The following is a 22,260-nucleotide window of genomic DNA, read 5'->3' on the forward strand; positions in this document are numbered from 1 at the left end:
ATGTAGAGGGGCAGATCTATGTGTGTAGGTCTGCCCCCAACGAAGGTGCTACCTAATACTTCGCCATTCTCGGATCAACTTCGTCGCTCCAGCGGAGTACCCCGCCGACCAGGTTTTTGACTTTGCGGAACCCGGCGGCTTTGAGCATCTCGACGGCTTGACCACTGCGGGCCCCGCTGCGGCAGTAGACAACGATTTCGACTGAACTGTCGAGCTTATTGATCTGTTCAGGAAGTTGGTCAACCGGAATAAGCAGATCGGTTCCGGCGATGCTGGCGATCTCAACTTCATACGAATTGCGTACATCAAGCAGGAACGGTCGTTCGGGCGTCTCAAGCAATGCCGCCAATTCGACCGGGGTAATCTCATACTGGCTACTCAAGGTCTGTACCTCAGGGGCAATGCCGCAAAATTGTTCATAGTCAATCAACTCGGTGACGGTTGGGTGGTCACCACAGACGGGACAATTGACATTGCGGCGCAGCTTCAACTCACGAAAACGCATCTCAAGGGCATCATAGAGCAGCAAACGTCCGATCAGCGGCTCACCAATGCCGGTGAGCAATTTGATCGCCTCAGTTGCTTGCAGCGTGCCAATCACTCCAGGCAAGACACCGAGCACGCCTCCTTCCGCACACGATGGTACCAGACCAGGAGGCGGTGGTTCGGGATAGAGGCAGCGATAGCACGGCCCGCCATCTTTGGGTGAAAAAACGGTGACCTGCCCCTCAAAACGAAAAATGCTGCCATAGACATTCGGCTTGCCGAGCATCACGGCGGCATCGTTGGTCAGATAACGAGTTGGAAAATTGTCGGTACCGTCAATAATTATATCGTAAGGCCGCATCAGGTCAAGTGCGTTCGCCGAGGTGATTGGGGTCTCGTAGGTCGTCACTTCAACCAGCGGATTCAGATCGTGGAGGCGCCGTCGGGCCGACTCGGTCTTGGCAACCCCGACCGTCGAGGTACCGTGGACAATCTGGCGCTGCAGGTTGCTCTCGTCAACCACGTCGAAGTCAACCAGCCCGATATGGCCGACGCCCGCCGCAGCGAGATAGAGCGCCAATGGTGAACCGAGACCACCGGTACCGATCAGCAAGACACTGCCCTGCTTCAGGCGGCGCTGGCCCCCCATCCCCACTTCGGGCATAATCAAATGGCGACTATAACGCCGGATCTCTTCATTCGACAAGACTGGTGGTGCCATGCTCACCTTCCTCCAGCAATCGCAGGAATAATCGAAACCGTCTCGCCATCCTTGAGCGGGGTCGCTTCGCCCTGCAGGTAGCGAATATCCTCGTCGCCGACATAGACGTTAACAAAACTGCGCAGCTTGCCGCCATCAAAGATATGCTTGCCAAGATTGGGATAGTGTTCGACGAGGCGTTGCAGCAGCGCCCCGACCGTCTCGGCTTCAAAGGCCACCGTCGCGTTATTCCCTGCATACTGGCGCAGGGCCGTGGGAATCGTAATGGTAATCGCCATTGGTCTCTCCTTAATCTAGGCTGGCCGTTTTTGCCAGCCTAAACCTCAGTCGTGTCTAACGTAAGCTTGCTGACATGCTGCCAAAGGGAGTGCCGGCTTCAGCCGGCTAATGGTCTTCCAGAAATTAATCCGGTATAGCCCGCGCAGGCGGGCTTCGCTTCCCCTAGCCGAGGGCTTTAGCCCTACGGCATCGGGCGGATAGCGGATCATTTACTGCAAAACCATAAGCCGGCACTCCAGAATACCAGAAAATGTACGTTCCAGACTAGTAAGCGTAAACAGTGCCCCAAAAATCTCTACCGCCCATCTTCAAGGACCAGAGTCTCCTCGACAAAGGCTTCGCCGCCATCAAGTAGACACCACGACGCAAGGCTGGTTGCCTGTCCAGCCTCAACGGCTTGGATCGCAAAGGCAAAGCCTGGGCCGGCGATGGCCTGAGCCCCGATGCGATCGCGTTCCGAGGGTGTCGGTGGATGATCGGGATGCGAATGGTAACACCCAACGATGTCGAGCCCCCGTGCCTGCGCGGCGCGGTCGGCGCGCATGTAATCGCGGGGATCAAGGTAGAACCGATCCCGTCGTGAGGTTGGATCATCGGTCTCCGCCAGGCTCATCTGGCCTGCCCAGCGGTTTTCTACCGGAAAGGCTTCGCTGACGACTTTATCTTCACCGTCGAAGTGGCCGAGCAGCAGGCCGACACACTCATCAGGGTACGTTGCTTCGGCGTGGCGGGCAATGGTGTTCGCCGCCTCAGAGGCTACACGGATCATTTAGATGCCCGCCCCTTCTATCAGATCGCTATCTTCCCAGAAACGTTCGCTGAGATAGCGGTTGGCGCTATCGCAGAGAATGGTGACGACCACGCCACGCTCCAGTTCACGCGCTACCCGCAAGGCGGCGGCCACATTTGCCGCCGCCGAGATGCCTACCAGCAACCCTTCGCGGCGCGCCAGGCGGCGTGCCATTGCGAACGCTTCTTCGCTGCGCACTTCGATCACCGCATCAGGCGCTGCGGGGTTGTAAATGTCCGGCACCAGGCGGGTCGAGGCCATATGCTTGACCCCTTCGAGTGCATGATAGGGGCTGTCGGGCTGCACTGCAAGCGCCTGAAGCTGCGGGTTGAGCTCGCGCAGGCGACGACTGGTGCCCATAAAGGTGCCACTGGTGCCCAGCGCCGCGACAAAATGGGTGATCCGGCCATTCGTCTGTGCCCAAATTTCGGGCGCGGTTGTCTCGTAGTGGGCCTGTGGATTGGCCGGGTTACTGTATTGATCAGGATAAAAGAAGCGCTCGGGTTGCCCGGCAACCAATTCGCGGATCGTCGTGATCGCCAGATCCATGCCTTCGCTCGCTTCGGTCAGGATCAGTTCAGCCCCGAGGGCGCGCAGCGTACGAATGCGCTCAGGGCTCGCGTTGGCCGGCAGCGCCAGCGTGACGCCATAGCCCAGCGCAGCCCCAAGCGTCGCATAGGCAATGCCGGTGTTGCCACTGGTGGCGTCGGCAATGCGCATCCCCGGGCGCAACGCACCCCGCCGCTCACCGTCGCGCACCATCCATAAGGCAGGCCGGTCTTTGACCGACCCCCCGAGGTTGTACCACTCGGCCTTGCCGTAGACCTCGACCCCCGGGGCAAGCCCGGTTGTCAGGCGGGTCAAACGCAAGAGTGGTGTGTTGCCAATCAGATCCAGTGGCGTTGTGCGCATACCTTTAAACCTTCGCCTCTCAGCGCCTTTGCGTCAATGCCGACGCCGATACGCTTGCACCGCAGCTTTCATCGTGTTCAGGGCCAGCGTTGCGCAGCGCGGTCGGGCACGTACAACCTCGCGCCCCAGCAGATCGAGCACTTCGTTGTCGTCCATGGCTTCAATGAGCGTTAGCGGCTGGCCCTGGAATTGTTCGCTGAGTAGCGAGGCCGCGGCCTGACTGATTGTGCAGCCCTGACCCTCGAAGCTGAGCGCTGCGACATGCTCCCCACTGGCCTCAACCTTGAGGTAGATGGTAATCATATCGCCGCAATCAGGAATGCCCCCCGATAAGGTAACATCCGCCTCGGCCAGTGGCCCGTGGTGACGGGGATGGTCATAGTGCTCAAGCAGCCGCTCAATAATAGCCTGGCGATCCATTGGTGTCTCGCTTGGTCATCGTTTCAACCTATGTCGCGGCTGGTAGCAGCGGCAACATCGTACGCTACCCCCGTTCGATGGGAAGGCCAACCGCGTTGCCCCATTCGGTCCAACTGCCGTCATAGTTGCGTACCTGCGGGAAACCGAGCAGATAGGTGAGCACAAACCAGGTGTGGCTCGAGCGTTCGCCAATGCGACAGTAGGTTGTCACCTCTTTGTCGTCGGTCACGCCCTGGCTTGCATAGAGCGCCCGCAGTTCGTCGGTACTCTTGAAGGTACTATCCTCATTCACGGCCTGCGCCCATGGGATGTTGACCGCAGTCGGGATATGCCCCCCGCGGAGCGTGCCCTCCTGCGGATATTCAGGCATATGCGTGCGTTCGCCGCTGAACTCCTGCGGGCTACGGACATCCACCAGCGCGGTGCCTGCGGCATGCTTGATCTGCGCACGCACTTCGTCGCGGAAGGCGCGGATCGTCGTATCATCGCGCTCGGGGGCGTGGTAAGTGCCCTGCGGATAGCTCGGCACGACGCGGGTCAGCTCGCGCCCGTCGGCGATCCAACGCGCTCGCCCGCCGTTGAGCAAGCGAACATCCTTGTGGCCAAAGAGCTTGAAGACCCAGAAGGCATAGGTCGCCCACCAGTTGTGGCGATCCCCATAGAGAACCACGGTTGTATCGTTGCTGATCCCTTTGCTCGCCATCAACTCAGCAAAACGCGGTGCATCAAGATAGTCGCGCACCACGGGATCATTCAAGTCGCCAACCCAATCAAGTTTGACCGCACCGGGGATGTGCCCTGTCTCGTAGAGCAACACATCTTCATTGCTCTCGACCAGGCGCACCCCGGGATCGTTGAGATGGTCAGCCACCCAGGTGGTGTCAACTAGCACTTCGGGATGGGCATATGCATTCATTGGAAACTCCTCGCCAAACTCTTCATATTTGAAAGAGGGAAGGCAACGCCCTCCCTCTTTTGCAGTATACCGCTGGTCTGGTGTAAAGTCAAGTTCTTACGTAGAATACTCAACAAATAAGGCGTCACCCTCAGCATAGACGCGATAGGTCTTGACCGGCTTGTAGGCCGGTAACGTGCGCGCCTCGCCGGTACGGAGGCTAAAGAGCGCCCCGTGATGCGGGCACTCGACACAGAGCATGTCGGGATCAAGCTCGCCCGCGCTCAACGAGGCATCATCGTGGGTGCAGGTATCATCAATCGCAAAGAGTTCGCCCTCAACGCGAAAGACCGCAATCGCATGGCCCTCAACCGTAAAGGCCTTGCCCCCCTCTTCGGGCACCTCCGCCAGCATTCCAATCTGAATTGCGCTCATCAACTCTCTTCTTCTTCAACAAGGACGTCATTTCCCCAGCCAGAGGCGAACGCTGCGGGCGTGAGCCCGCTAGCCTTCACCAGCAGGCTAAGGATGCGGGCGCTAGCCCGCATCCTTAGCCTACCGATCCCTCCATCTCCATCTGGATCAGGCGGTTCAACTCGACTGCATACTCCATCGGCAGCTCGCGGGTGAACGGCTCCATAAAACCAAGCACAATCATCGAGAGCGCATCGGCCTCGGGCAAACCACGGCTCATCAGGTAGAAGAGTTGCTCGGCACCGATGCGTCCGACGGTCGCTTCGTGGGCGAGGGTGCAGCGATCCTCTTCGATCTCGATGAAGGGGATCGTATCGGAGGCTGACCGCTCATCAAGGATCAGGGCGTCACAGTTGACATTGATCTTCGAGCCGTAGGCCCCACGGGCAACTTTGGCGAGACCGCGGTAGGTCGTTTTGCCGCCATCCTTGCTGACCGATTTGTTGGTGATGCGGCTCGTCGTCTCGGGGGCCAGGTGAACCATCTTGGCTCCGGCATCCTGATGCTGGCCCTTGCCGGCGTAGGCGACGCTCAACACTTCGCCCTTTGCTTTGCGGCCCATCAGGTAGACCGACGGGTACTTCATTGTCAACTTGCTGCCGATATTGCCGTCCACCCACTCCATGCTCGCCTCTTCGTGGGCAACGGCACGCTTGGTCACCAGATTGAAGATGTTGTTCGCCCAGTTTTGGATCGTGGTGTAGCGGAATTTTCCGCCCTTTTTGACGACGATTTCAACGACAGCCGAATGGAGCGAGTTGGTCGAATAGATTGGCGCGGTACAACCCTCGATATAGTGCGCTTCGGCTCCTTCATCCACAATGATCAGCGTGCGCTCGAACTGGCCCATATTCTCAGCATTGATGCGGAAGTAGGCCTGCAGCGGAATGTCAACCTTGACGCCCTTGGGCACGTAGACAAACGAGCCACCCGACCAGACCGCGGTGTTGAGGGCGGCGTATTTGTTGTCAGCCGAAGGAATGATCGTGCCGAAATATTCCTTGAAGAATTCCGGATGCTCCTTCAACGCCGTATCGGTATCAAGAAAGATCACACCGAGCTTCGACCACTCTTCGCGCAGCGAGTGGTAGACCACCTCAGACTCGTACTGCGCACCAACACCCGCGAGGAACTTGCGCTCGGCCTCGGGAATGCCCAGTTTCTCGAAGGTGTCCTTGATCTCCTGCGGCACCGCGTCCCAATCGGTCTGTGGGCGTTCACCGGCACGCACGAAATAGTGAATCTCGTCGTGGTTGAGGTCGGCAAGCTCGTGGTTCGCCCACATGCCTGCCAGGGGCACCGGCTTCTTATTGAAAATATCGAGCGCACGCAGGCGTCGCTTTAGCATCCACTCGGGCTCATCCTTCATCCCCGAAAGTTCCCGGACGACCCGCTCGTTCAGCCCCTTGGGCGCCTTGAACAGATAGTTCTCTTCGTTCCGAAAACCGTACTTGGTGTAATCAAACTGGAGATTGGTTGCTTCTGCGACCATTGTCTATCCTCCTGAAATATGTCTTGTTGCTAGCGTACCACGCAAACTGCACGTATCCGCTCGAATGTCTGTTTACAGATCGTCGTCGTCCTCATTGAGATGATCGATGCCATAGAGCCCGGCTTTCAGTGCTTTGAGTGAGAGCAGCGCACACTTGAGCCGCGTCGGATTGCGGGTGAGCGGAATGCCGATCAGATCGAGCAGTTCCTCTTTGCGAAAGACCTTGGCATCCTCGACCGACATCCCCTTGAGCTCATCGGTCAAGAGCGAGGCCGAAGCCTGGCTGATCGCACATCCGCGCCCCTCAAAACGTACATCAGTAATGATGTCATGCTCGATCAATAATTCAATCCGTACCCGATCACCACAGAGTGGATTATGTTCTTCATGCGAAATATCCGGGTCTTCGAGGCGTCCAAAATTATGCGGATATTTCGCATGTTCAAGGATCTGTTGTTGATAGAGATCGTCCATATTCTGGCCTGTTCTTATTGAAAGAGCTTGCTCGCTTTTTCGAGGCCGACCGCCAGCCGATCCACTTCTTCGGGCAGATTATAAATATAGAAGCTCGCGCGAGTGGTTGCTGGCACATCAAAGTGGCGATGCAGTGGCTGCGTGCAATGGTGGCCTGCCCGCACGGCAATGCCCTGTCCATCGAGAATAGCGGCGACATCGTGGGGATGCACACCCGCGAGTGTAAAGCTAAAGGCACCTCCACGTTGCTCAGTCGTCAACGGGCCATAGAGGGTCAACCCTGGCACATTGCCCAGTCGCTCGAGCGCGTAGGCCATCAATTCGACCTCGTGCTGATAGATCGCCTCCATCCCGATAGCGCTGAGGTAATCAATCGCTTCGCCCAGCGCGATCGCCTCGCCAATTGCGGGCGTTCCCGCTTCAAAACGTGCCGGCACATCGGCATACGTACTCTGTTCAAGCTCGACCACCTTGATCATCGAGCCGCCCCCGAGGAACGGTGGCATGGCCTCAAGCAACTTGCGCCGCCCCCAGAGCACCCCGATGCCGGTGGGGGCACACATTTTATGCCCGCTGAAGGCGAGAAAATCGCAACCGAGTTCGGTGACATTGACGGGCATATGCGGCACACTCTGGGCACCGTCTACTAGCATCACTGCCCCAACCGCGTGCGCCCGTTCGGCGATCATCCGCACTGGGTTGATCGTTCCAAGCATGTTGGACTGGTGTGTCAGCGCAACTAATTTGGTCTGTTCCGTTAATTTCTGGTCAAGCTCTTCGAGGACGAGCCGCCCTTCGCCATCAATGCTGAGGTAATCGAGGATGGCTCCGGTACGCTGCGCGATCATCTGCCAGGGCACGATATTCGAGTGATGTTCCATCAGCGAGAGCAGGATGCGATCGCCGGGACGCAGATTGGTTGCGCCCCAGGTTTGGGCCACCAGATTGATCGCTTCGGTCGTATTGCGGGTAAAGATGATTTCGCGCTGACTGGCAGCCCCGATGAAGCGTGCCACCTTGCCCCGTGCACGCTCGTAGGCAAAGGTGGCCTCTTCGCTGAATTTGTAAACCCCCCGATGCACATTGGCGTTGTAGCGGCGATAGTAATCTTCCAGGCAATCAATCACCTGCCGCGGTTTCTGCGACGAGGCCGCACTGTCGAGAAAGGCCAGCCGATGACCATGCACCTCTTGCTGGAGGATCGGGAACTCACGCCGAATCGCCAGGACATCGAATTGGGTTAACGTTGACATAACCACTCGCTTCGCAACTGGTAGGCTTTGGCCCCAGTGCCTAGATCTTCGCTTCAATCACCGCTTCGAGTTGGTGTCGCAGCGCTTCAACCGGGATCGTATCGAGGGCCGGACTAAAGAAGCCCATGACGATCATACGGCGTGCTTCATTTTTGCTGAGCCCGCGGGTCTGCATGTAGAAGATCTGCTCTTCATCAACATCGCCGCTGGTCGAGGCATGACCGCCCTTGAGCACACTGTTGGTGTCAATCTTGAGCCCCGGGATCGAGTCGTTGCGGGCCCCCGGTTTGAGGTGCAGCGCATGCTCTTCGAGGCGCGTGCTGGTGGCCGCTGATTCGTGCTCGATCTTGATCATTCCATCAAAGATACTGTAGGCCGTATCGTTGACCACCGTTTTGAACTGCATAAAGCTCTCGGCGTTGTGGCCGACGTGACGCAGCCAGGGGGCGGTGAGCAGTATCTGGGAGCCATTGGCAAAGGTGGCCCCGAGCCAGTTGACGCGTGAGCCATTGCCCTTGAGCGTCGTCTCGGCTTCGATATGCTGCACTTTTGCCCCGAGCGCCAGCGAGGTCCACTCAAGCGATGCGTTATTGCCAAGCACAGCCTTTTGTCCACCGATATGATAGACCCCATCGCCCCATTGTTGCACACTGATAAAGCGCAGGGTGCTATTGGGGCCAGCGATCAGTTCGGTAGTCGGCGCGGCCAGCGCCTGTTCGCTGCGATCCGCCGAGATAAACTCTTCGATCACCGTTGCGCTAGCGTTGGCTTCCAGGATCACCAGGGTGCGCGGCATGATCATGTGGTGGTCGGCAGGCAGTGTGTACCGCACATGGATCGGCGTATCGGCAGCGACATTTTTTGGCACATAGAGCAAGACGCCATCAGACCAGAGGGCGGCGCGCAAGGCGCTGAATTTGTGGTCAAGTGGCGCAACCGCACTATCCATATGCGCTTTGATCAGTTCTTCGTGGCTATTGAGTGCCTGCCGCAGTGATTTGAAGACGACGCCCTGCTCGGCTAGCGACGCATCCCAGATCAATTCGGTGCCAACGGTGCCGCTGAGGGTCAGGGCATCAGGTGCCAACCCGCTCAGGTCAGTCCGGCGCCACTCGGGTGGCCCTGACTGGGCAAAGAAGGTCCACGCCTCGTGACGGCGCTCGGCAAGCCAACCTGGCTCGTGCGCAGCGTGCGCCTGCTCGACAATCAGGTCGGCGGTCAGGTCTTTCAGTGTAATGCTTTGCTTCATCTTACGCTGCTCCAGCTAGTTCCTCGCGGAGCCAGTCGTAGCCCTTCTCTTCCAGCTCCAGGGCCAGTTCGGGGCCGCCATCACGCACGATGCGTCCGTCCATCATCACCGAGACAAAGTTGGGTTTGATATAGTTGAGCAGGCGCTGATAGTGCGTGATCACGAGGGCACCTAGCTCTGGCCCGGCGAGGCGATTGACGCCCTCAGCGACGATGCGCAGCGCATCAATATCGAGCCCCGAGTCGGTCTCGTCCATCACCACCATCCCTGGCTTGAGCATGGTCATCTGCAGGATTTCGAGGCGCTTCTTCTCACCACCGCTGAAACCTTCGTTGAGGTAGCGGCGGGCAAAGCCTTCGTCCATCTCGAGGGTCTTCATTCCCTCACGCAGCATCTTACGGAATTCCGCCATCGGAATAGCGGTCGCTTTGGGATCTTTGCCCTCCTCGGCCCGATGCGCATTGATCGCGGCGCGCAGGAAGTTCGCGACGGTCACCCCAGGAACGGCCACCGGGTACTGGAAAGCTAGGAAGAGACCCAGCTTGCTCCGCTCATCGGCTTCCAGTTCAAGAATATTCTGCCCGCCATACCAGATCTCACCAGCGGTTACTTCGTAGTCAGGATGCCCGGCAATAACATGCGCGAGCGTGCTCTTGCCACTGCCATTCGGACCCATAATGGCGTGAATGGTGCCGCCGCGTATGGTCAGATTGACGCCTTTGAGAATCTCGTTGTCGCCAATGTTTGCGCAGAGATCCTTGATGACCAGATCGTTGCTCATGTGCTCCTCATTACAAAAAATCAAAACCCTTACTCAGACTGAACTGGTACAAGCGGAATTACTCCGCTTTGCACCACAAAACGACAGGTGTGCGACCCTTCCCGGATGGTGCTCTCAAGCTGTAATTTCTCGCCAAGGACAAACTCGATCATCTGCCGCTCCATCGAGCAGACTTCAGGATGATCTTGGGCAATGTCATAAAACGGACACGCAAAGAGGCGAATGCTGTCGCCACTCTCGGCTACTTCAGCCGGGACACCGCGCTGTTCAAGCAGGCGGCGCAACTCACCAAGACGTTCAGGCACATCGCTGCCTGCCATGCGGTCGGCATACTCGTTGGCCAGACGTCGGCTCACCCGTTCAAGCAGTTCACCGACTTTATCAGGCCCTTCGAGCGCAATCAATTCACGTAACAGGCCATTGATCAGGCGATCGTACTGCTTGGGAGACCGGCTATGGGCTTCGTCGCTGAGCATGTAGATTAGGCGCGGTCGCCCTGGTCCATATCGCTCGGCGCGTACCGTCACGAGCCCCTCGGCCTGTAGGTGAACGAGATGTTCACGTGCAGCAGTGGTGCTGACCCCAAGCACCGTCGCCAGTTCTTTCACGGTTGCCTCGCCCTGACGCTGCAAGTGTTGCAGGATCTGGCCCGAGGCGCTGGTTGTGGCATAACCGATGACGGGCATTGCTCTTGTTCGCCTCTTGCAAAGGCCATTGCCTTCGCTATGGCCCCACCTGGGGCGCATGATGAACTCGCTGAGTATGTGTGTTGAATGTATAGAAGCATTGTACCGACCTCACTTCTTTTTGTCAATAAAAACGGAAAATACCTTTTTTATTCAAAACGGCGGCGATTTTTGAGGCGTGCTTCGGCTTGGAGGTCGGCAACGCGATCGGTTTCATCCACAATTTCCCCGGTGATCACTTCGAGCACATCTTCAAGCGTGATTACGCCGGCCACCCCGCCGTATTCGTCAATGACCACCGCGAGGTGCTGGCGCGTCTGGCGAAAGACTTCGAGCAGGCGGTCGGCGCGGACGCTCGCCGGAATCAGATTCGCTGGCCGCATAATCGTGGTCACGAGTTCGTCGCCCCGCCCTTCGAGCAGGGCCGCTAGGATCTCTTGACGCAACGCAATGCCCCGTACTTCGTCAATCGAGTCGCCAATGACCAGCATGCGTGTGTGCTCTGAGGCGAGCACGCGCTCACGCGCTTCGGCCAGACTCTCGTCGGCATAGAGGTACGAAAGGCTGACCCGCGGGGTCATAATATCTTCGGCAATGGTATCGTTGAGCCGGAAGACACGCTCGATCATCTCAGACTCATCGCGCTCAATGATGCCCTCCTGTTGCCCGATCCGCGCCAGGAGCCGGATCTCGGCTTCGGTGGTGGTCGGTGCCTTCCAGGTGCCCACAATCGGCGCAACCAGGCGCTCGATCATCCAGACAAGTGGCGTGAGCAACATCGTCAGCGTTGCCACCGGGCGTGCCGCCACCAGTGCAATTGGCTCAGAATAGCGCTCCCCAAGATTTTTGGGGATAATCTCGGCAAAAATAATCACCGCCAGGGTCAACCCGGCGGAAAAGGCTCCAATCCATTGGCTGCCAAAGACCGTTGTGGCCAGATCACCAACGATAATGCTGCCACCAATATTGGCAATGTTATTCAAAACCACAATCGTGCTGATGGGCCGCCCCATATTTTCACGGATCTTGAGTAGGGTCTTTGCCGAAATGCCCCCACCTTCGGCGAGTTGGCGTACGCGCACCAGGTTGGTCGAAAAGAAGGCCGCCTCGACCCCCGAACAGAGGGCCGAGCTGATGAGAACCAGGGCAATGATGAGAAAGAGTTGCTCCATACGGTGGTGCTCCGAATGCTTTGTTTAGGTACGCCCCACGCCAAGCAGGTAGGTGTAGAGCCCGATGCCCGAGCCGATCGCGACGGCATATTTGATCGCTACCGGTAGAGCTGAGGGTGAGATAAACGCTTCGATCATGCCCGCAATGATCAAGAGGGGAATACAGCCGAGGATCAAGATCAGGGCGCGGCGTGCGGCGACCACCAGCGCCCCCCGGCGGGTCAACAGGCCAGGGCGTAGGATCGCCCAGCCGAGTTGCAATCCGGCCCCCCCCGCGATAAAGATGACACTCAGTTCCACCACCCCATGCGCGGCAATGAACCCCCAGAGATTGCCGGCAAAAGCAAAGCGCTGGGCGGCTCCGGCGATAATGCCGAGAAAGAGCCCATTCATGATCAGAATATAGCCCGTATAGAGGCCCAGCGTTACGCCTCCCGCAAAGGCGCGAAAGGCGACGCCAATGTTATTGGTCATGATTTCCGCCGAGGCGAGCGAGCGTCCTTCTTCGTTGATGCGCAGCCACCATTCGTTGCCGGCCTGCACCTCGCCTACCACAAATTCAGCTCCAGGCATCAGTATCCCGGCCAGCGCCGGATCATTCATGGTTAGGCCAAAGCCGATCAGCGCTGGTACCAGGAACATCAGACAGGCGATCAGCGTGGCTCTCCATGTGGCGCGAAACGTCTGCGGGAGATCGGTGCGGAAAAAGGTGCGGATCCGCGTTGTGCCACCAGCCCCACTCTCGCGATAGATGGCGCTATGCCCACGGGCGACTAGGCCATTGAGAAAGCCTACAATGGCGTGCCCAGGCAGATCGCGGCGGGCTGTCGCCAGGTCGGCGGCAGCCTGCCGATAAAGCCGCCCGAGTTCACGTAGTTCGCTCGCCGATAGCCCAGCCAGGCCAGCCCCGGCCTGTTCAATCAGGTGCTCGAGGCGCTCCCAGTTGGCCCGACGCTGCGCAATAAACTCATCGTGGCGCATAGGCTCTGATGATTGTTCCGCTCTCCAGAGGGCTTCCACTCACCGCTGCCGTCAGATTGCCCGGGGTCGGGCCAATCAAGTGGACTTCAAGCCCGGGGCAGGCTGTCACGAGCCGCCACATCAGTTCGAGCTTGCTCCGCATGCCGCCGGTCACATCGACCCCGTGCGACCCAGAGGCTCCATGCAGTACCGTTGCGAGGTTGTCGGCACTGATCACCGGGATGCGGGTCGCTTCCGGATCACGGTGCGGGTCAGCCGTATAGACCGCATCTTCGCCTACGAGAATGATCCGGTTGGGGGCGACGTTGCTGCTCAGCGCCAGATGGGCTAGCAGCAACTCGGTTGAGATGATGGCGGTTCCTTGCTGATGATCAAAAGCGACATCACCGTGGATCACAGGCAGCAAGCCCTCTTGCAGGGCGTGCTCGATATGGTCTGTCGCCCACGATGCAATCTGGCCGCCCTCGGCCCAGAGCGTGGCCGAGGGCTGGAACGCCATCGCGGGCAGACCAGCGTCGAGCAGGGCTTCAACCACAATGCGATTGAGGCGCAGCGCGGCACTGGCGGTCATCGCCAACCCGCATGGCTCGACCCCGGCAGCGCGACCGCGATGCACCCCGTAGCGGGTCGCCGCGACATGCCCAAATGAGCCACTTCCATGCCCCAGAAGCACGCGCACCTCGGGCCTGAGTTGGCGGGCCACCGCTAGTTCAGCCGCCAGTTGCCGGATCACCGGCAGATCGGCCGCCTCCTCGCCGCGCTTATCAGTAATGACGGAACCACCAAGTTTGATAAAGGTATACACACCGTACCTGATGGCTACACGGGCGCAAGCCCGCTAAAAAAAGAATAACACCCCAAGCACTGTGATCCCCCACAGCACCACACTGCTCGCCAACGGACGATCACGTAGCAACAGATCTTCGGGAGCGCCACCTTCACCGCGTTGATAGATCAGATAGAGATACCGGAAGATCGCGTAGATCACAAACGGAATCGTCATCATCAACATCGGGTACGGTTCCTGAGGGGCCACCGGGGCCAGAAAAGCGGTAATGCTGTAGGCCATAATGATGCTTGCCGTCACAATTGACATCATCTGGTCGAGCATTGGCACCGAATATTCCTGCAGAATCCGGCGATGCTCACCCGCGCCTTGCTCAAGCAGCGTCAATTCGTGGCGCCGTTTGCCAATGCCGAGGAAGAGCGCCAGCAAGAGCATGCAGAGCAGCAGCCACGGGGTAATCTGGATATCCAGGACGGCGGCACCAGCTACGGCGCGCAAAACAAAACCAGCCGCAAGCACGAGGATATCAAAGATAACCACATTTTTGAGCCAGTAGGTATAGAGGAAGCCCTGAATGACAATATAAAGCACGAGCACCGCAAGGAAGTCGAGATCGAGCGGGGCGGGTAGGGGATCACGATCAAGCACGATGGCGAGCGGAATGATGGCAAGCATCAGCACAACTGCCGCAGCGATGCCGATGCGCGGATCGAGACGCCCTGACGCAAAGGGACGCTCGCGTTTTTTAGGGTGAGCGCGATCCTTCTCGATATCAACGAGATCATTGACCAGATAAATGGCACTGGCGGCCATCGAAAAGGCGATGAACGCCCCGATCACCCGCAAGAGCGGTCCAGGTCCCGCGTCACCCCAGAATTGCCAGAGGCGATCCTCAGAAAAGGCCAGGGCCGCAAAGACAAAAGCGTTTTTTACCCACTGCCGTGGACGCATCGCTCGCAATAGTTCGCGCAAGGGGTTAACGGTTCCCGTTGTGAGCGTGGTCGTCGCACGATCGGTCGAAACATTATTCATACAGCGTAACAGTGCTACTGTGGTATCATGCCTCAAGATTGTATATACTATGCACAGGGGATTGTACTGCATATCTACGCTATGCGTCAATCACCTTCAGCATGGGGACAGGGCTTGTGCAAAGGTGTTGGGGTTGCGCCCCAAACCCCAGTTTTTGGTTCGTTTTGGCGGCGAAGCCGCCAAAACGAACCAAAACATCTCGCAGAGCAGCGAAGCCGCCCCAAGGCGGGCCTAGCCTAGAAACAAACGTATGCAAGAACTCTTGATCGCAACGCGTAATCCCGGTAAGCTACGTGAGTTTGCGGCGATCTTTGCCGGGCTCGATCTGCAGTTGCGGACGCTGGATGAGCTTGGTATTGTTGATGAAGTGGCTGAGACGGGGGCTACGTTTGCCGCCAATGCGACCCTCAAAGCTGAACAGTATCGTGACCTGAGCGGTTTACCGACGCTTGCCGATGATAGTGGCCTCGAAGTGGCGGTGCTCGATGGGGCCCCAGGCGTCTATTCGGCGCGCTATGGCGGCGTCACCGGCGAGGCCCAGTTGCGCTACTTGCTGGATCAGTTGCGCGATGTACCCTGGCATGCTCGCCTCGCTCGGTTTGTCTGCGTGATTGCTCTGGCCCATCCCTCGCATCCAACCGAACTGGTGGAAGGGGTGCTGCCAGGAGTGATCGAGTGTGAGCCAAAAGGCACCGGGGGCTTTGGCTATGATCCGCTCTTCTATCTGATTGATGAAGATAAGACGATGGCTGAATTGCCCCCCGAACGGAAGAATGCCATCAGCCATCGTGCCCGCGCTGCCCACGCCGCCCGTGCGATCCTCGCTCACTGGTTCACTCCATAGGAGCAAGGCGCTGAAAACAATCACCGCGAAGCCCTGGGGCTTCGCGGTGATTCGGTGGAAAATTCCTATTGCATCGGCTCTGGCGTTCGGCTATAATAGGCAACGCTGTGGCCGGTGCTTAACGAACTTTAGACATCGTACGAATACACTGCGTACACGCCTTGACCTGTACCGACGAACCGTCGTTGTTGGTGATGGTTGTCTTCTGAATGTTGGGCCGCCACATCCGGTTTGTACGACGTTTCGAGAAGCTGACATTGTGACCGAAGGATGGCTTTTTTCCGCAGATTTGACACTTTGCCATTGGGTAACTCCAGGCTTTTGTTTACAAGGATTTCAGGATACTGGTTTTTTCTTACGAGCGACGGTTAGCATGTTGCGTATCCGCGCACAAACAGATATCCGCACACCTTGTTCAATAGATGCACATCTCTGCGAGACTATACCATACTGATGGATCTTTGGCAAACCAATGCTTTTGGGTGCGCTTTGCGATGAGGTTGTAGGGCAGATGGGTAGGTTCTTTTCATGACCAAGATTAAAATTGTCACCGATGGATCGGCGGATATTCCTCCTGATATAGCCCATGAATTGGGTATTGAGGTCGTGCCAATTCTCGCTCATGTTGACGAGAAGGTGTATCGGGTTGGTGTCGACCTGAGTGATGATCAACTCTATGATCTTATTGTGAGTGGTCATCACCGGGTGCGGATGGCAACTCCTTCCTCTTCGGTCTTCGAGCAGGTCTATCGGAGCATGATCGGGACGGTGGATTATGTTTTTTCGATCCATCTGGGTACCCGCCTTGGTTCGGTGCTTGGTGAGGCGGTCGCCGCCAAGCAGCGCCTCCCTGCCAGTACGACGCGCTTGCAACTGGTTGATAGCAAGTCGGCGTCGCTCGGCCTCGGTTCGGTGGCGATCAGTGCCGCCAGCGCCGCTGCGGATGGAGCCCATCCCGAGGAGGTCAGCCGTTTGATCCACGCGACGATCCGCCATACGCATGTGGTCTTTTTTGTCGATACGATGGAGTACCTTGAGGTCACTGGTCGCCTGACGCTCGCTGGGTCGGTGCTTGGCTCGATGCAGCGCATCAAGCCGCTGATGATCCTCGATGAGGGCGAGATTGTACCCTACGAGCGTACTCGTACGCGCGCGAAGGCGATCGAGGGCCTCTTTACGTTTGTTGAGGATTTTCCCCGTGTCCAGGATGTGATCGTGCTCTATGCGACAACCCCCGAAGATGTTGAGAAGTTGCTGGAAAAGCTCGATCCTATTTTTCCTCGTGAACGCGTGCAGGTGGCGCGCTTTGGCCCCGCCGTTGCCGCACATCTCGGCCCCGGTGCGATGGGGGTGACGGTCTTTGAGGGTTTTGAAGAGGGTTAGGGCGTCGCTACGTTGGGGGTTATGCAGGATCGCGACCATATTATTAGCCTCGGCCGTCTCCTCGCCGCTGAGTTGCGCCGGGGGTGCGATGATACCGCTGCCGAGCTCGGCCTCGACCACTTCCTTGCGCAGTGGCAGGCTCAGGCTGATGGTGCGCTCGATCTCCCTGCCGTTCAGGCGACCTTTGCTCTGCTCGCTGATTATGGGGCTCAGTCGGTTCTCGAGCGCCGTGCCCGCGTGACCCGCGCGGTCGAGGATCTGCGCGGGCTCTTTCGTCACGAGACTGCGCCTCCTCCCCCCGCGCCACCAGCCAAAAAGAAGCGTACGCGTCCGCCCGCTTCGCCTCCTCAACCTCCTGCTCCTGTTCGCACTGCCGCCGATCTCGCGCTCGCTGATTCCCTCGATCTGGTGCCGGGGATCGAGCGCCGTGACGTCACTGCGTTTCGTCGCCTTGGCCTCAAGACCGTTGAGGATCTGCTCTACCATGTGCCCCATCGCTACGATGATTTTTCGTCGCAGCACGGCATTGCCGATCTCGAAGTCGGTGCGGTTGGTACGCTTATTGCTGAAGTAAGCGATGTCCGGCTCGTCGGCGGTGGGCCGCGCTCGCGCGTTGAGGTGACGTTTAGTGATACGAGTGGGTCGATCCGGGCGGTCTTTTTTAATCAGCCCTGGTTGCCGAAACAGTTGACCGTCGGACGCCAGATTGTGCTCAGTGGCAAGGTGTCGTCTTATCAGGGGTTGCGCCAGATGACGGGGCCGACCTGGGAGCCGTATGTGCCTGATGGGACGATGCTCCATACTGGGCGTCTCGTGCCAGTCCATCCGCTCAGCAAGGGGCTGCATGAGCGCAATGCGCGTAAGACGATTAAATTTGTTGTTGATGCGATGTCGTCTCGCATCGTCGATCATCTGCCCGAAATGAGTCGGCAGCGCTGCAATCTGTTGCCCCTCGGTGAGGCGTTGGCGCAGATCCATTATCCCGATACGCCCGAGCAGTTGCAACAGGCGCGTACCCGCCTCGGGTTCGATGAGTTCCTCTTTATTCAACTCGGGGTGCTGCAACGCAAGTTGCTCTGGCAGGGCGAACTTGGCTATCAGTTGGCGTTCCTCCCCGATCTCCACCAGCAGTTGCTCGATCATGTTGGCTTTCGTTTGACCAATGCCCAGCAGCGCGTCCTTGATGAGATCTTCCGCGATATGGCCCGGCCCCTCCCGATGGCCCGTCTGCTCCAGGGTGATGTTGGTTCGGGCAAGACGGTGGTCGCGGCGGCGGCCCTCGTGCAGGCGATTGGCAATGGCTTTCAGGGGGCGTTGATGGCCCCCACCGAAATCCTGGCTGAACAGCACTACAAGGGGCTCAAGCGGTTGCTTGGCAAGCTTGCCGTGCCCCGGGCCGCGCGCCAAGAGGCGGAAGGTGAGACGTGGAAGGATCGCCTTGAGCCTGAAGAGGCCGCAAAACTCGCCGAGATCAAGGCGCTGCTCGGGATGACCGATGAGGAAGATATGGCCGGTCAGGGTGTTCGGGTCGCGCTCTTGACCGGGAGCCTCGGCATCAGGGCGCGCCGACGGGTGCTCGAGGGTGTTGCCAATGGTGAGATTGATCTGGTTATCGGGACGCACGCGCTCATTACCGAAGGAGTGCGGTTTCAGTCGCTTGGTCTGGTGGTCGTTGATGAGCAGCATCGCTTTGGCGTCGAGCAACGTCAACGTCTGCGTGATAAGGGCTTTAATCCCCATTTGCTTGTGATGACCGCGACGCCGATTCCGCGTACCCTCACAATGACCATCTATGGCGATCTCGATACGTCGATCCTTGATGAGTTGCCCCCGGGCCGTGAGCCGATCCGTACGCGCTGGGTGCGCAAAGCAGAACGCTCGAAAGCGTATCGCCATCTCCGCCGTGAAATCGAGCAGGGCCGCCAGGCTTTTGTGATCTGTCCCCTCGTCGAAGAGAGTGAGAAGGTCGATCTGCCGTCGGCGGAAGAGATGTACGAAACCTTGCAAGGCTCGGTCTTCCCCGATCTGCGTGTGACCCTGCTGCACGGGCGGATGTTGCCACGCGAGAAGGACGAGGTGATGCTGGCGTTTCGTGACCACGCCTACGATATCATGGTCGCAACGGCAGTGATCGAGGTTGGCATTGATATTCCCAATGCCTCGACAATTCTGATCGAAGGGGCTGAACGCTTTGGTCTGGCCCAGTTGCACCAGTTTCGTGGCCGCGTCGGACGGGGTGCACACAAGAGCTATTGCATCCTGATCAGTGACAAAGATGATAATGCGATCACGCGCCAGCGCCTCGAAGCGATGGAACAGACCAACGATGGCTTCAAGCTCTCGGAAGTTGATCTGCAACTTCGTGGCCCCGGTGAGTTTTTTGGCACGCGCCAGAGCGGAACCCCCGATCTGAAGGTCGCTCGCCTGGCTGATACCCGTCTGCTCTATGCCGCTCGCAATGAAGCTGAGTTGATCCTGAACGATGATGTCCGTTTGAGCAAGCCTGAACATGCCCTTTTGAAACAGAAAGTAGACGCCTTCTGGGCCGAGGCCGCGAAGGCGGGATGAACATTTCATGCATACTCTTTCCCTGCCAGCGTTGCCAGGAGGTGCGGCGGTGGTCACACGGTGGCTCGTTGACCCTGATGCCCATGTGACCCTGGGCACGCCCCTCGTGATTGTGGTTACGTCGTCGGTCGAGGTGCTCATTCCTGCCGCTACGACCGGGCGCCTGTGCGATCCTGTGCCCACTGGGATGCGCGTGGCGCCCGGTGCGCTCCTGGCTCGCATCGAGGCGCTGGCCGAGACCGAGCCTGCGTCGGCCTTGCCTGCTACCCCTGCGCGCTGCAAAGCGACGCCGCTGGCTCGCCGCATCGCGCTGGCGCACGGCATCGCGCTGGATCATGTCACTGGCAGTGGCCCGCACGGCCAGATCCGGGCCGCTGATCTGCGTGCCCTGCTCTCCCCGCCCGCGACGGTCGTTGCCGCGCATGCTCCTGGAGAGACCGGGGAGGATGGGCAATGGCAGCCTCAGGATGGTACGCATCTTCCCCTCACCGATAATGAGCGAGAGCCTAGTTGCGCTGATGCGGCACCGCAACCAGCACTCACCCCGACCTTCACCGATCTTGAACCCGACCTGCGTCCGGTTGCCACCCTGACAATGGAGTTTGACGCAACGGCCACACTCGCACAAAGTGCCGCTTTGCCTGCGCATCTGGTGCGCCTGGAAGTTCGTCCAGCCATCGCTCCGCTGGTTATCGAAGCGCTTGCCGCGTTGCTTCCGGCCTATCCGTTGCTCAACGGTGCGCCTGGTAAAGATGGCAACCTTGTCTTGCGGCGGCGCGTGCACCTTGCCATTGGCCTGCCAGGCACCGCGCACTACCAATGGCATCTCGTGCATGATGCCGGCGATCTCAATCAGCGCGGCCTGATCAGAGCCCTCGCGCACCAGTCGGCTTCCGCGCTCGATGAGGCCACCTTTGCCGTCGTTTTTCAGCCCGAAGGCGCTGCTGCTTGGCAAGGCATGCCGCCGTTGCCGCATTGCCTGGCTGCAGTGAGTGTCACGCCTCCGGTGCGCCGCCTGATTGTCGTCAACGACAGCCTGGTGATTCGGCCTGTTGGCGTATTGACCATCAGCTACGATGCCCGTATCATTGATGAGCAACTGGCGAACACCTTTCTGCGTACCCTCTGTATGCACCTTGAAGCGCCGTCAACGCGATAAAGTAGAGACATGGCAAAAGTACAAAATATCAAAGGCATGCGCGACCATTTGCCCCAGGCAATGTTGCTCCGGCAGCACATCCTGACGGTGGTGCAACGCGTCTGCGAACGTCACGGTTTTGATCCACTGCAAACACCGGTGATCGAGTATGCCGAAGTGCTTGAAGGCAAACTCGGCGACGACGAGAAGCTCATCTACCGGTTTGAAGATCACGGCGGGCGGAGTCTGGCGCTCCGGTATGACCAGACAGTGCCCCTGGCCCGGGTGGTCGCGCAGTACGCCGGCCAACTCGCCTTCCCGTGGCGTCGGTACGCCTATGGGCCGAGTTACCGTGGCGAACGTCCGGCCCGTGGGCGCTACCGCGAGTTTTATCAGTTTGATGCCGATATTGTCGGGAGCAGTTCGCCGCTGGCCGACGCCGAGATTGTTGCCCTCTTGAGCGAGGCGCTCGCCGAACTCGGCTTTCCCGACTTTGTCACCTTGCTCAACCACCGCCAGGTGATTGGCGGCATCGCCCGTGCCAGTGGCCTCGATGAAGCAGCTGCGGGTGGCGTCTACCGGGCCATTGACAAATTCGACAAACTTGGCGCAAGCGGGGTTGGCGAGGAACTTGTACGGATGGGCGTCAACACCACCGCAACCGAACAGATCCTTGCCCTGGTGCAGACCGAAGGTTCACCTGCGACCGTGTTGGCGACCCTGCGCGAGCACCTGGCTGGTGACGAGCGAGCCGTGGCCGCCCTCGACAACCTGCACGCAATCATCGCAGCACTTGAGGCAATGGGTGTCCCCCCCGAGCGCTACCGTATAGCCCCACGGCTCGCCCGTGGGCTCTCGTACTACACCGGCCTCGTCTTCGAGACCATTACCCCGCACTGGCCAGAAGGCTCACTGCTCGGCGGTGGCCGCTACGACGAACTGATCGGCCAGTTTGCTGGACGAGCGATTCCGACGGTCGGGCTTGCCTTTGGCCTTGATCGCCTGCACGACGTCATGGAAGAGCTAGGGCTTGGGCCGAGGCTGAACACAACCGCGACGGCCTTTGTCACGATCTTTGGGCATGACCTGGCTGGCGAAGCGATGGCACTTGCCAGCGAATTGCGCGCCGGCGGGGTCAACACCTTGTTGAGCCTTGATCCAACCCAGGGTCTGGGCAAACAATTCAAAGAGGCCGACCGTAAAAGCGCCCGCTATGCCCTCGTGCTTGGCCCCGACGAACGCGACCGCGGCGAAGTTGTGATCAAAGACCTGCGCGACGGCAGCCAGCGCAGCGTCGCCCGCGCAGACGTTGTCGCCGCATTGACCCCGTAGGGGCACGGCTTGCCCGTGCCCCTGCCGCGCCGCCGTGCCCCTGCCGCGCCGCCCGTGCCCGGCGTGGGGGTCACGGCACCGCCGTGCCCCTACCGCGCCGCCGTGCCCCTG

At 58.9% G+C, this 22,260-nt stretch carries 23 protein-coding genes; 5 read left to right on the plus strand and 18 right to left on the minus strand.

All coding sequences use genetic code 11. From position 1 onward, the window contains the following. Nucleotides 1-52: 52 nt before the first annotated feature. The 17 genes from moeB to A9Q02_RS16730 all read right to left on the minus strand — a co-directional run bounded on the left by moeB (nucleotide 53) and on the right by A9Q02_RS16730 (nucleotide 14,884). The gene (gene moeB, locus A9Q02_RS16650) at nucleotides 53-1,207 is read right to left on the minus strand and encodes a molybdopterin-synthase adenylyltransferase MoeB (protein WP_097654213.1); all 1,155 of its coding nucleotides are present in this window, start codon (nucleotides 1,205-1,207) and stop codon (nucleotides 53-55) included. A 2-nt stretch (nucleotides 1,208-1,209) separates the two neighbouring features. After that, nucleotides 1,210-1,485 carry a MoaD/ThiS family protein gene (locus A9Q02_RS16655; protein ID WP_097654214.1) on the minus strand — a complete coding sequence of 92 codons (276 nt, stop codon included), beginning with the start codon at nucleotides 1,483-1,485 and terminating at the stop codon, nucleotides 1,210-1,212. A gap of 296 nt (nucleotides 1,486-1,781) precedes the next feature. Next, on the minus strand, nucleotides 1,782-2,255 hold the full coding sequence (locus A9Q02_RS16660) for a M67 family metallopeptidase (protein ID WP_097654215.1): 474 nt from the start codon (nucleotides 2,253-2,255) through the stop codon (nucleotides 1,782-1,784). After that, a complete protein-coding gene (locus A9Q02_RS16665) occupies nucleotides 2,256-3,188 on the minus strand; it encodes a PLP-dependent cysteine synthase family protein (protein WP_097654216.1) in 933 nt (310 codons plus the stop codon). Nucleotides 3,189-3,221: 33 nt separating this feature from the next. Next, complete coding sequence (locus tag A9Q02_RS16670) at nucleotides 3,222-3,608, minus strand: iron-sulfur cluster assembly scaffold protein (protein ID WP_097654217.1); 387 nt, start codon at nucleotides 3,606-3,608, stop codon at nucleotides 3,222-3,224. A gap of 64 nt (nucleotides 3,609-3,672) precedes the next feature. Continuing rightward, on the minus strand, nucleotides 3,673-4,524 hold the full coding sequence (locus A9Q02_RS16675; protein WP_097654218.1) for a sulfurtransferase: 852 nt from the start codon (nucleotides 4,522-4,524) through the stop codon (nucleotides 3,673-3,675). Nucleotides 4,525-4,620: 96 nt separating this feature from the next. Next, a complete protein-coding gene (locus A9Q02_RS16680) occupies nucleotides 4,621-4,938 on the minus strand; it encodes a non-heme iron oxygenase ferredoxin subunit (protein ID WP_097654219.1) in 318 nt (105 codons plus the stop codon). A 115-nt stretch (nucleotides 4,939-5,053) separates the two neighbouring features. Continuing rightward, nucleotides 5,054-6,469, minus strand: coding sequence for a Fe-S cluster assembly protein SufB (sufB, locus tag A9Q02_RS16685; protein WP_097654220.1), 1,416 nt, complete (start codon nucleotides 6,467-6,469; stop codon nucleotides 5,054-5,056). 72 nt (nucleotides 6,470-6,541) lie between these two features. Continuing rightward, nucleotides 6,542-6,943 carry a Fe-S cluster assembly sulfur transfer protein SufU gene (sufU, locus tag A9Q02_RS16690; RefSeq protein WP_097654221.1) on the minus strand — a complete coding sequence of 134 codons (402 nt, stop codon included), beginning with the start codon at nucleotides 6,941-6,943 and terminating at the stop codon, nucleotides 6,542-6,544. A gap of 14 nt (nucleotides 6,944-6,957) precedes the next feature. After that, entirely contained in the window at nucleotides 6,958-8,196 is a 1,239-nt protein-coding gene (locus A9Q02_RS16695; protein WP_097654222.1) for a cysteine desulfurase, read from the minus strand. A gap of 40 nt (nucleotides 8,197-8,236) precedes the next feature. Then, a complete protein-coding gene (gene sufD, locus A9Q02_RS16700) occupies nucleotides 8,237-9,445 on the minus strand; it encodes a Fe-S cluster assembly protein SufD (protein WP_097654223.1) in 1,209 nt (402 codons plus the stop codon). Between the two features lies 1 nt (nucleotide 9,446). Continuing rightward, the gene (gene sufC / locus A9Q02_RS16705; protein ID WP_097654224.1) at nucleotides 9,447-10,226 is read right to left on the minus strand and encodes a Fe-S cluster assembly ATPase SufC; all 780 of its coding nucleotides are present in this window, start codon (nucleotides 10,224-10,226) and stop codon (nucleotides 9,447-9,449) included. A gap of 29 nt (nucleotides 10,227-10,255) precedes the next feature. Beyond that, nucleotides 10,256-10,912, minus strand: coding sequence for a helix-turn-helix transcriptional regulator (locus A9Q02_RS16710; protein ID WP_097654225.1), 657 nt, complete (start codon nucleotides 10,910-10,912; stop codon nucleotides 10,256-10,258). A 149-nt stretch (nucleotides 10,913-11,061) separates the two neighbouring features. Beyond that, nucleotides 11,062-12,084 carry a hemolysin family protein gene (locus tag A9Q02_RS16715; protein WP_097654226.1) on the minus strand — a complete coding sequence of 341 codons (1,023 nt, stop codon included), beginning with the start codon at nucleotides 12,082-12,084 and terminating at the stop codon, nucleotides 11,062-11,064. Between the two features lie 24 nt (nucleotides 12,085-12,108). Beyond that, nucleotides 12,109-13,065 carry a stage II sporulation protein M gene (locus tag A9Q02_RS16720; RefSeq protein WP_097654227.1) on the minus strand — a complete coding sequence of 319 codons (957 nt, stop codon included), beginning with the start codon at nucleotides 13,063-13,065 and terminating at the stop codon, nucleotides 12,109-12,111. Further along, nucleotides 13,052-13,870: an isopentenyl phosphate kinase gene (locus A9Q02_RS16725; RefSeq protein ID WP_097654228.1), complete on the minus strand. Its 819-nt coding sequence runs from the start codon at nucleotides 13,868-13,870 to the stop codon at nucleotides 13,052-13,054. Before A9Q02_RS16725 ends, A9Q02_RS16720 begins: the two co-directional genes overlap by 14 nt. Before the next feature lie 33 nt (nucleotides 13,871-13,903). Further along, the gene (locus A9Q02_RS16730) at nucleotides 13,904-14,884 is read right to left on the minus strand and encodes a decaprenyl-phosphate phosphoribosyltransferase (RefSeq protein WP_097654229.1); all 981 of its coding nucleotides are present in this window, start codon (nucleotides 14,882-14,884) and stop codon (nucleotides 13,904-13,906) included. A gap of 250 nt (nucleotides 14,885-15,134) precedes the next feature. Between A9Q02_RS16730 and rdgB the strand changes: the two genes are divergently transcribed. Next, nucleotides 15,135-15,728, plus strand: a complete 594-nt coding sequence (rdgB, locus tag A9Q02_RS16735; RefSeq protein WP_097654230.1) for an RdgB/HAM1 family non-canonical purine NTP pyrophosphatase — start codon at nucleotides 15,135-15,137, stop codon at nucleotides 15,726-15,728. Nucleotides 15,729-15,846: 118 nt separating this feature from the next. Here the strand turns inward: rdgB and rpmB are convergent, their stop codons facing one another. Beyond that, nucleotides 15,847-16,032 (minus strand): 50S ribosomal protein L28, encoded by a 186-nt coding sequence (gene rpmB / locus A9Q02_RS16740; protein WP_097654231.1) that lies wholly within the window; start codon nucleotides 16,030-16,032, stop codon nucleotides 15,847-15,849. Between the two features lie 224 nt (nucleotides 16,033-16,256). Between rpmB and A9Q02_RS16745 the strand changes: the two genes are divergently transcribed. The 4 genes from A9Q02_RS16745 to hisS are packed head-to-tail and all read left to right on the plus strand — an operon-like array spanning nucleotide 16,257 to nucleotide 22,149. After that, nucleotides 16,257-17,111 (plus strand): DegV family protein, encoded by an 855-nt coding sequence (locus tag A9Q02_RS16745; RefSeq protein WP_097654232.1) that lies wholly within the window; start codon nucleotides 16,257-16,259, stop codon nucleotides 17,109-17,111. A 21-nt stretch (nucleotides 17,112-17,132) separates the two neighbouring features. Next, nucleotides 17,133-19,679, plus strand: coding sequence for an ATP-dependent DNA helicase RecG (gene recG, locus A9Q02_RS16750; RefSeq protein ID WP_097654233.1), 2,547 nt, complete (start codon nucleotides 17,133-17,135; stop codon nucleotides 19,677-19,679). 7 nt (nucleotides 19,680-19,686) lie between these two features. Further along, the gene (locus tag A9Q02_RS16755; RefSeq protein WP_097654234.1) at nucleotides 19,687-20,838 is read left to right on the plus strand and encodes an E3 binding domain-containing protein; all 1,152 of its coding nucleotides are present in this window, start codon (nucleotides 19,687-19,689) and stop codon (nucleotides 20,836-20,838) included. 9 nt (nucleotides 20,839-20,847) lie between these two features. Further along, nucleotides 20,848-22,149 carry a histidine--tRNA ligase gene (hisS, locus tag A9Q02_RS16760; RefSeq protein ID WP_097654235.1) on the plus strand — a complete coding sequence of 434 codons (1,302 nt, stop codon included), beginning with the start codon at nucleotides 20,848-20,850 and terminating at the stop codon, nucleotides 22,147-22,149. Nucleotides 22,150-22,260 lie beyond the last annotated feature (111 nt).

Source organism: Candidatus Chloroploca asiatica, from assembly GCF_002532075.1.
Classification (GTDB): Bacteria; Chloroflexota; Chloroflexia; order Chloroflexales; family Chloroflexaceae; genus Chloroploca; species Chloroploca asiatica.

What these genes read in the sequence shown, in the direction of transcription:
- moeB (WP_097654213.1), bottom strand. Translation starts at nt 1,207, where the DNA reads ATGGCACCACCAGTCTTGTCGAATGAAGAGATCCGGCGTTATAGTCGC.
- A9Q02_RS16655 (WP_097654214.1), bottom strand. Translation starts at nt 1,485, where the DNA reads ATGGCGATTACCATTACGATTCCCACGGCCCTGCGCCAGTATGCAGGG.
- A9Q02_RS16660 (WP_097654215.1), bottom strand. Translation starts at nt 2,255, where the DNA reads ATGATCCGTGTAGCCTCTGAGGCGGCGAACACCATTGCCCGCCACGCC.
- A9Q02_RS16665 (WP_097654216.1), bottom strand. Translation starts at nt 3,188, where the DNA reads ATGCGCACAACGCCACTGGATCTGATTGGCAACACACCACTCTTGCGT.
- A9Q02_RS16670 (WP_097654217.1), bottom strand. Translation starts at nt 3,608, where the DNA reads ATGGATCGCCAGGCTATTATTGAGCGGCTGCTTGAGCACTATGACCAT.
- A9Q02_RS16675 (WP_097654218.1), bottom strand. Translation starts at nt 4,524, where the DNA reads ATGAATGCATATGCCCATCCCGAAGTGCTAGTTGACACCACCTGGGTG.
- A9Q02_RS16680 (WP_097654219.1), bottom strand. Translation starts at nt 4,938, where the DNA reads ATGAGCGCAATTCAGATTGGAATGCTGGCGGAGGTGCCCGAAGAGGGG.
- sufB (WP_097654220.1), bottom strand. Translation starts at nt 6,469, where the DNA reads ATGGTCGCAGAAGCAACCAATCTCCAGTTTGATTACACCAAGTACGGT.
- sufU (WP_097654221.1), bottom strand. Translation starts at nt 6,943, where the DNA reads ATGGACGATCTCTATCAACAACAGATCCTTGAACATGCGAAATATCCG.
- A9Q02_RS16695 (WP_097654222.1), bottom strand. Translation starts at nt 8,196, where the DNA reads ATGTCAACGTTAACCCAATTCGATGTCCTGGCGATTCGGCGTGAGTTC.
- sufD (WP_097654223.1), bottom strand. Translation starts at nt 9,445, where the DNA reads ATGAAGCAAAGCATTACACTGAAAGACCTGACCGCCGACCTGATTGTC.
- sufC (WP_097654224.1), bottom strand. Translation starts at nt 10,226, where the DNA reads ATGAGCAACGATCTGGTCATCAAGGATCTCTGCGCAAACATTGGCGAC.
- A9Q02_RS16710 (WP_097654225.1), bottom strand. Translation starts at nt 10,912, where the DNA reads ATGCCCGTCATCGGTTATGCCACAACCAGCGCCTCGGGCCAGATCCTG.
- A9Q02_RS16715 (WP_097654226.1), bottom strand. Translation starts at nt 12,084, where the DNA reads ATGGAGCAACTCTTTCTCATCATTGCCCTGGTTCTCATCAGCTCGGCC.
- A9Q02_RS16720 (WP_097654227.1), bottom strand. Translation starts at nt 13,065, where the DNA reads ATGCGCCACGATGAGTTTATTGCGCAGCGTCGGGCCAACTGGGAGCGC.
- A9Q02_RS16730 (WP_097654229.1), bottom strand. Translation starts at nt 14,884, where the DNA reads ATGAATAATGTTTCGACCGATCGTGCGACGACCACGCTCACAACGGGA.
- rdgB (WP_097654230.1), top strand. Translation starts at nt 15,135, where the DNA reads ATGCAAGAACTCTTGATCGCAACGCGTAATCCCGGTAAGCTACGTGAG.
- rpmB (WP_097654231.1), bottom strand. Translation starts at nt 16,032, where the DNA reads ATGGCAAAGTGTCAAATCTGCGGAAAAAAGCCATCCTTCGGTCACAAT.
- A9Q02_RS16745 (WP_097654232.1), top strand. Translation starts at nt 16,257, where the DNA reads ATGACCAAGATTAAAATTGTCACCGATGGATCGGCGGATATTCCTCCT.
- recG (WP_097654233.1), top strand. Translation starts at nt 17,133, where the DNA reads ATGCAGGATCGCGACCATATTATTAGCCTCGGCCGTCTCCTCGCCGCT.
- A9Q02_RS16755 (WP_097654234.1), top strand. Translation starts at nt 19,687, where the DNA reads ATGCATACTCTTTCCCTGCCAGCGTTGCCAGGAGGTGCGGCGGTGGTC.
- hisS (WP_097654235.1), top strand. Translation starts at nt 20,848, where the DNA reads ATGGCAAAAGTACAAAATATCAAAGGCATGCGCGACCATTTGCCCCAG.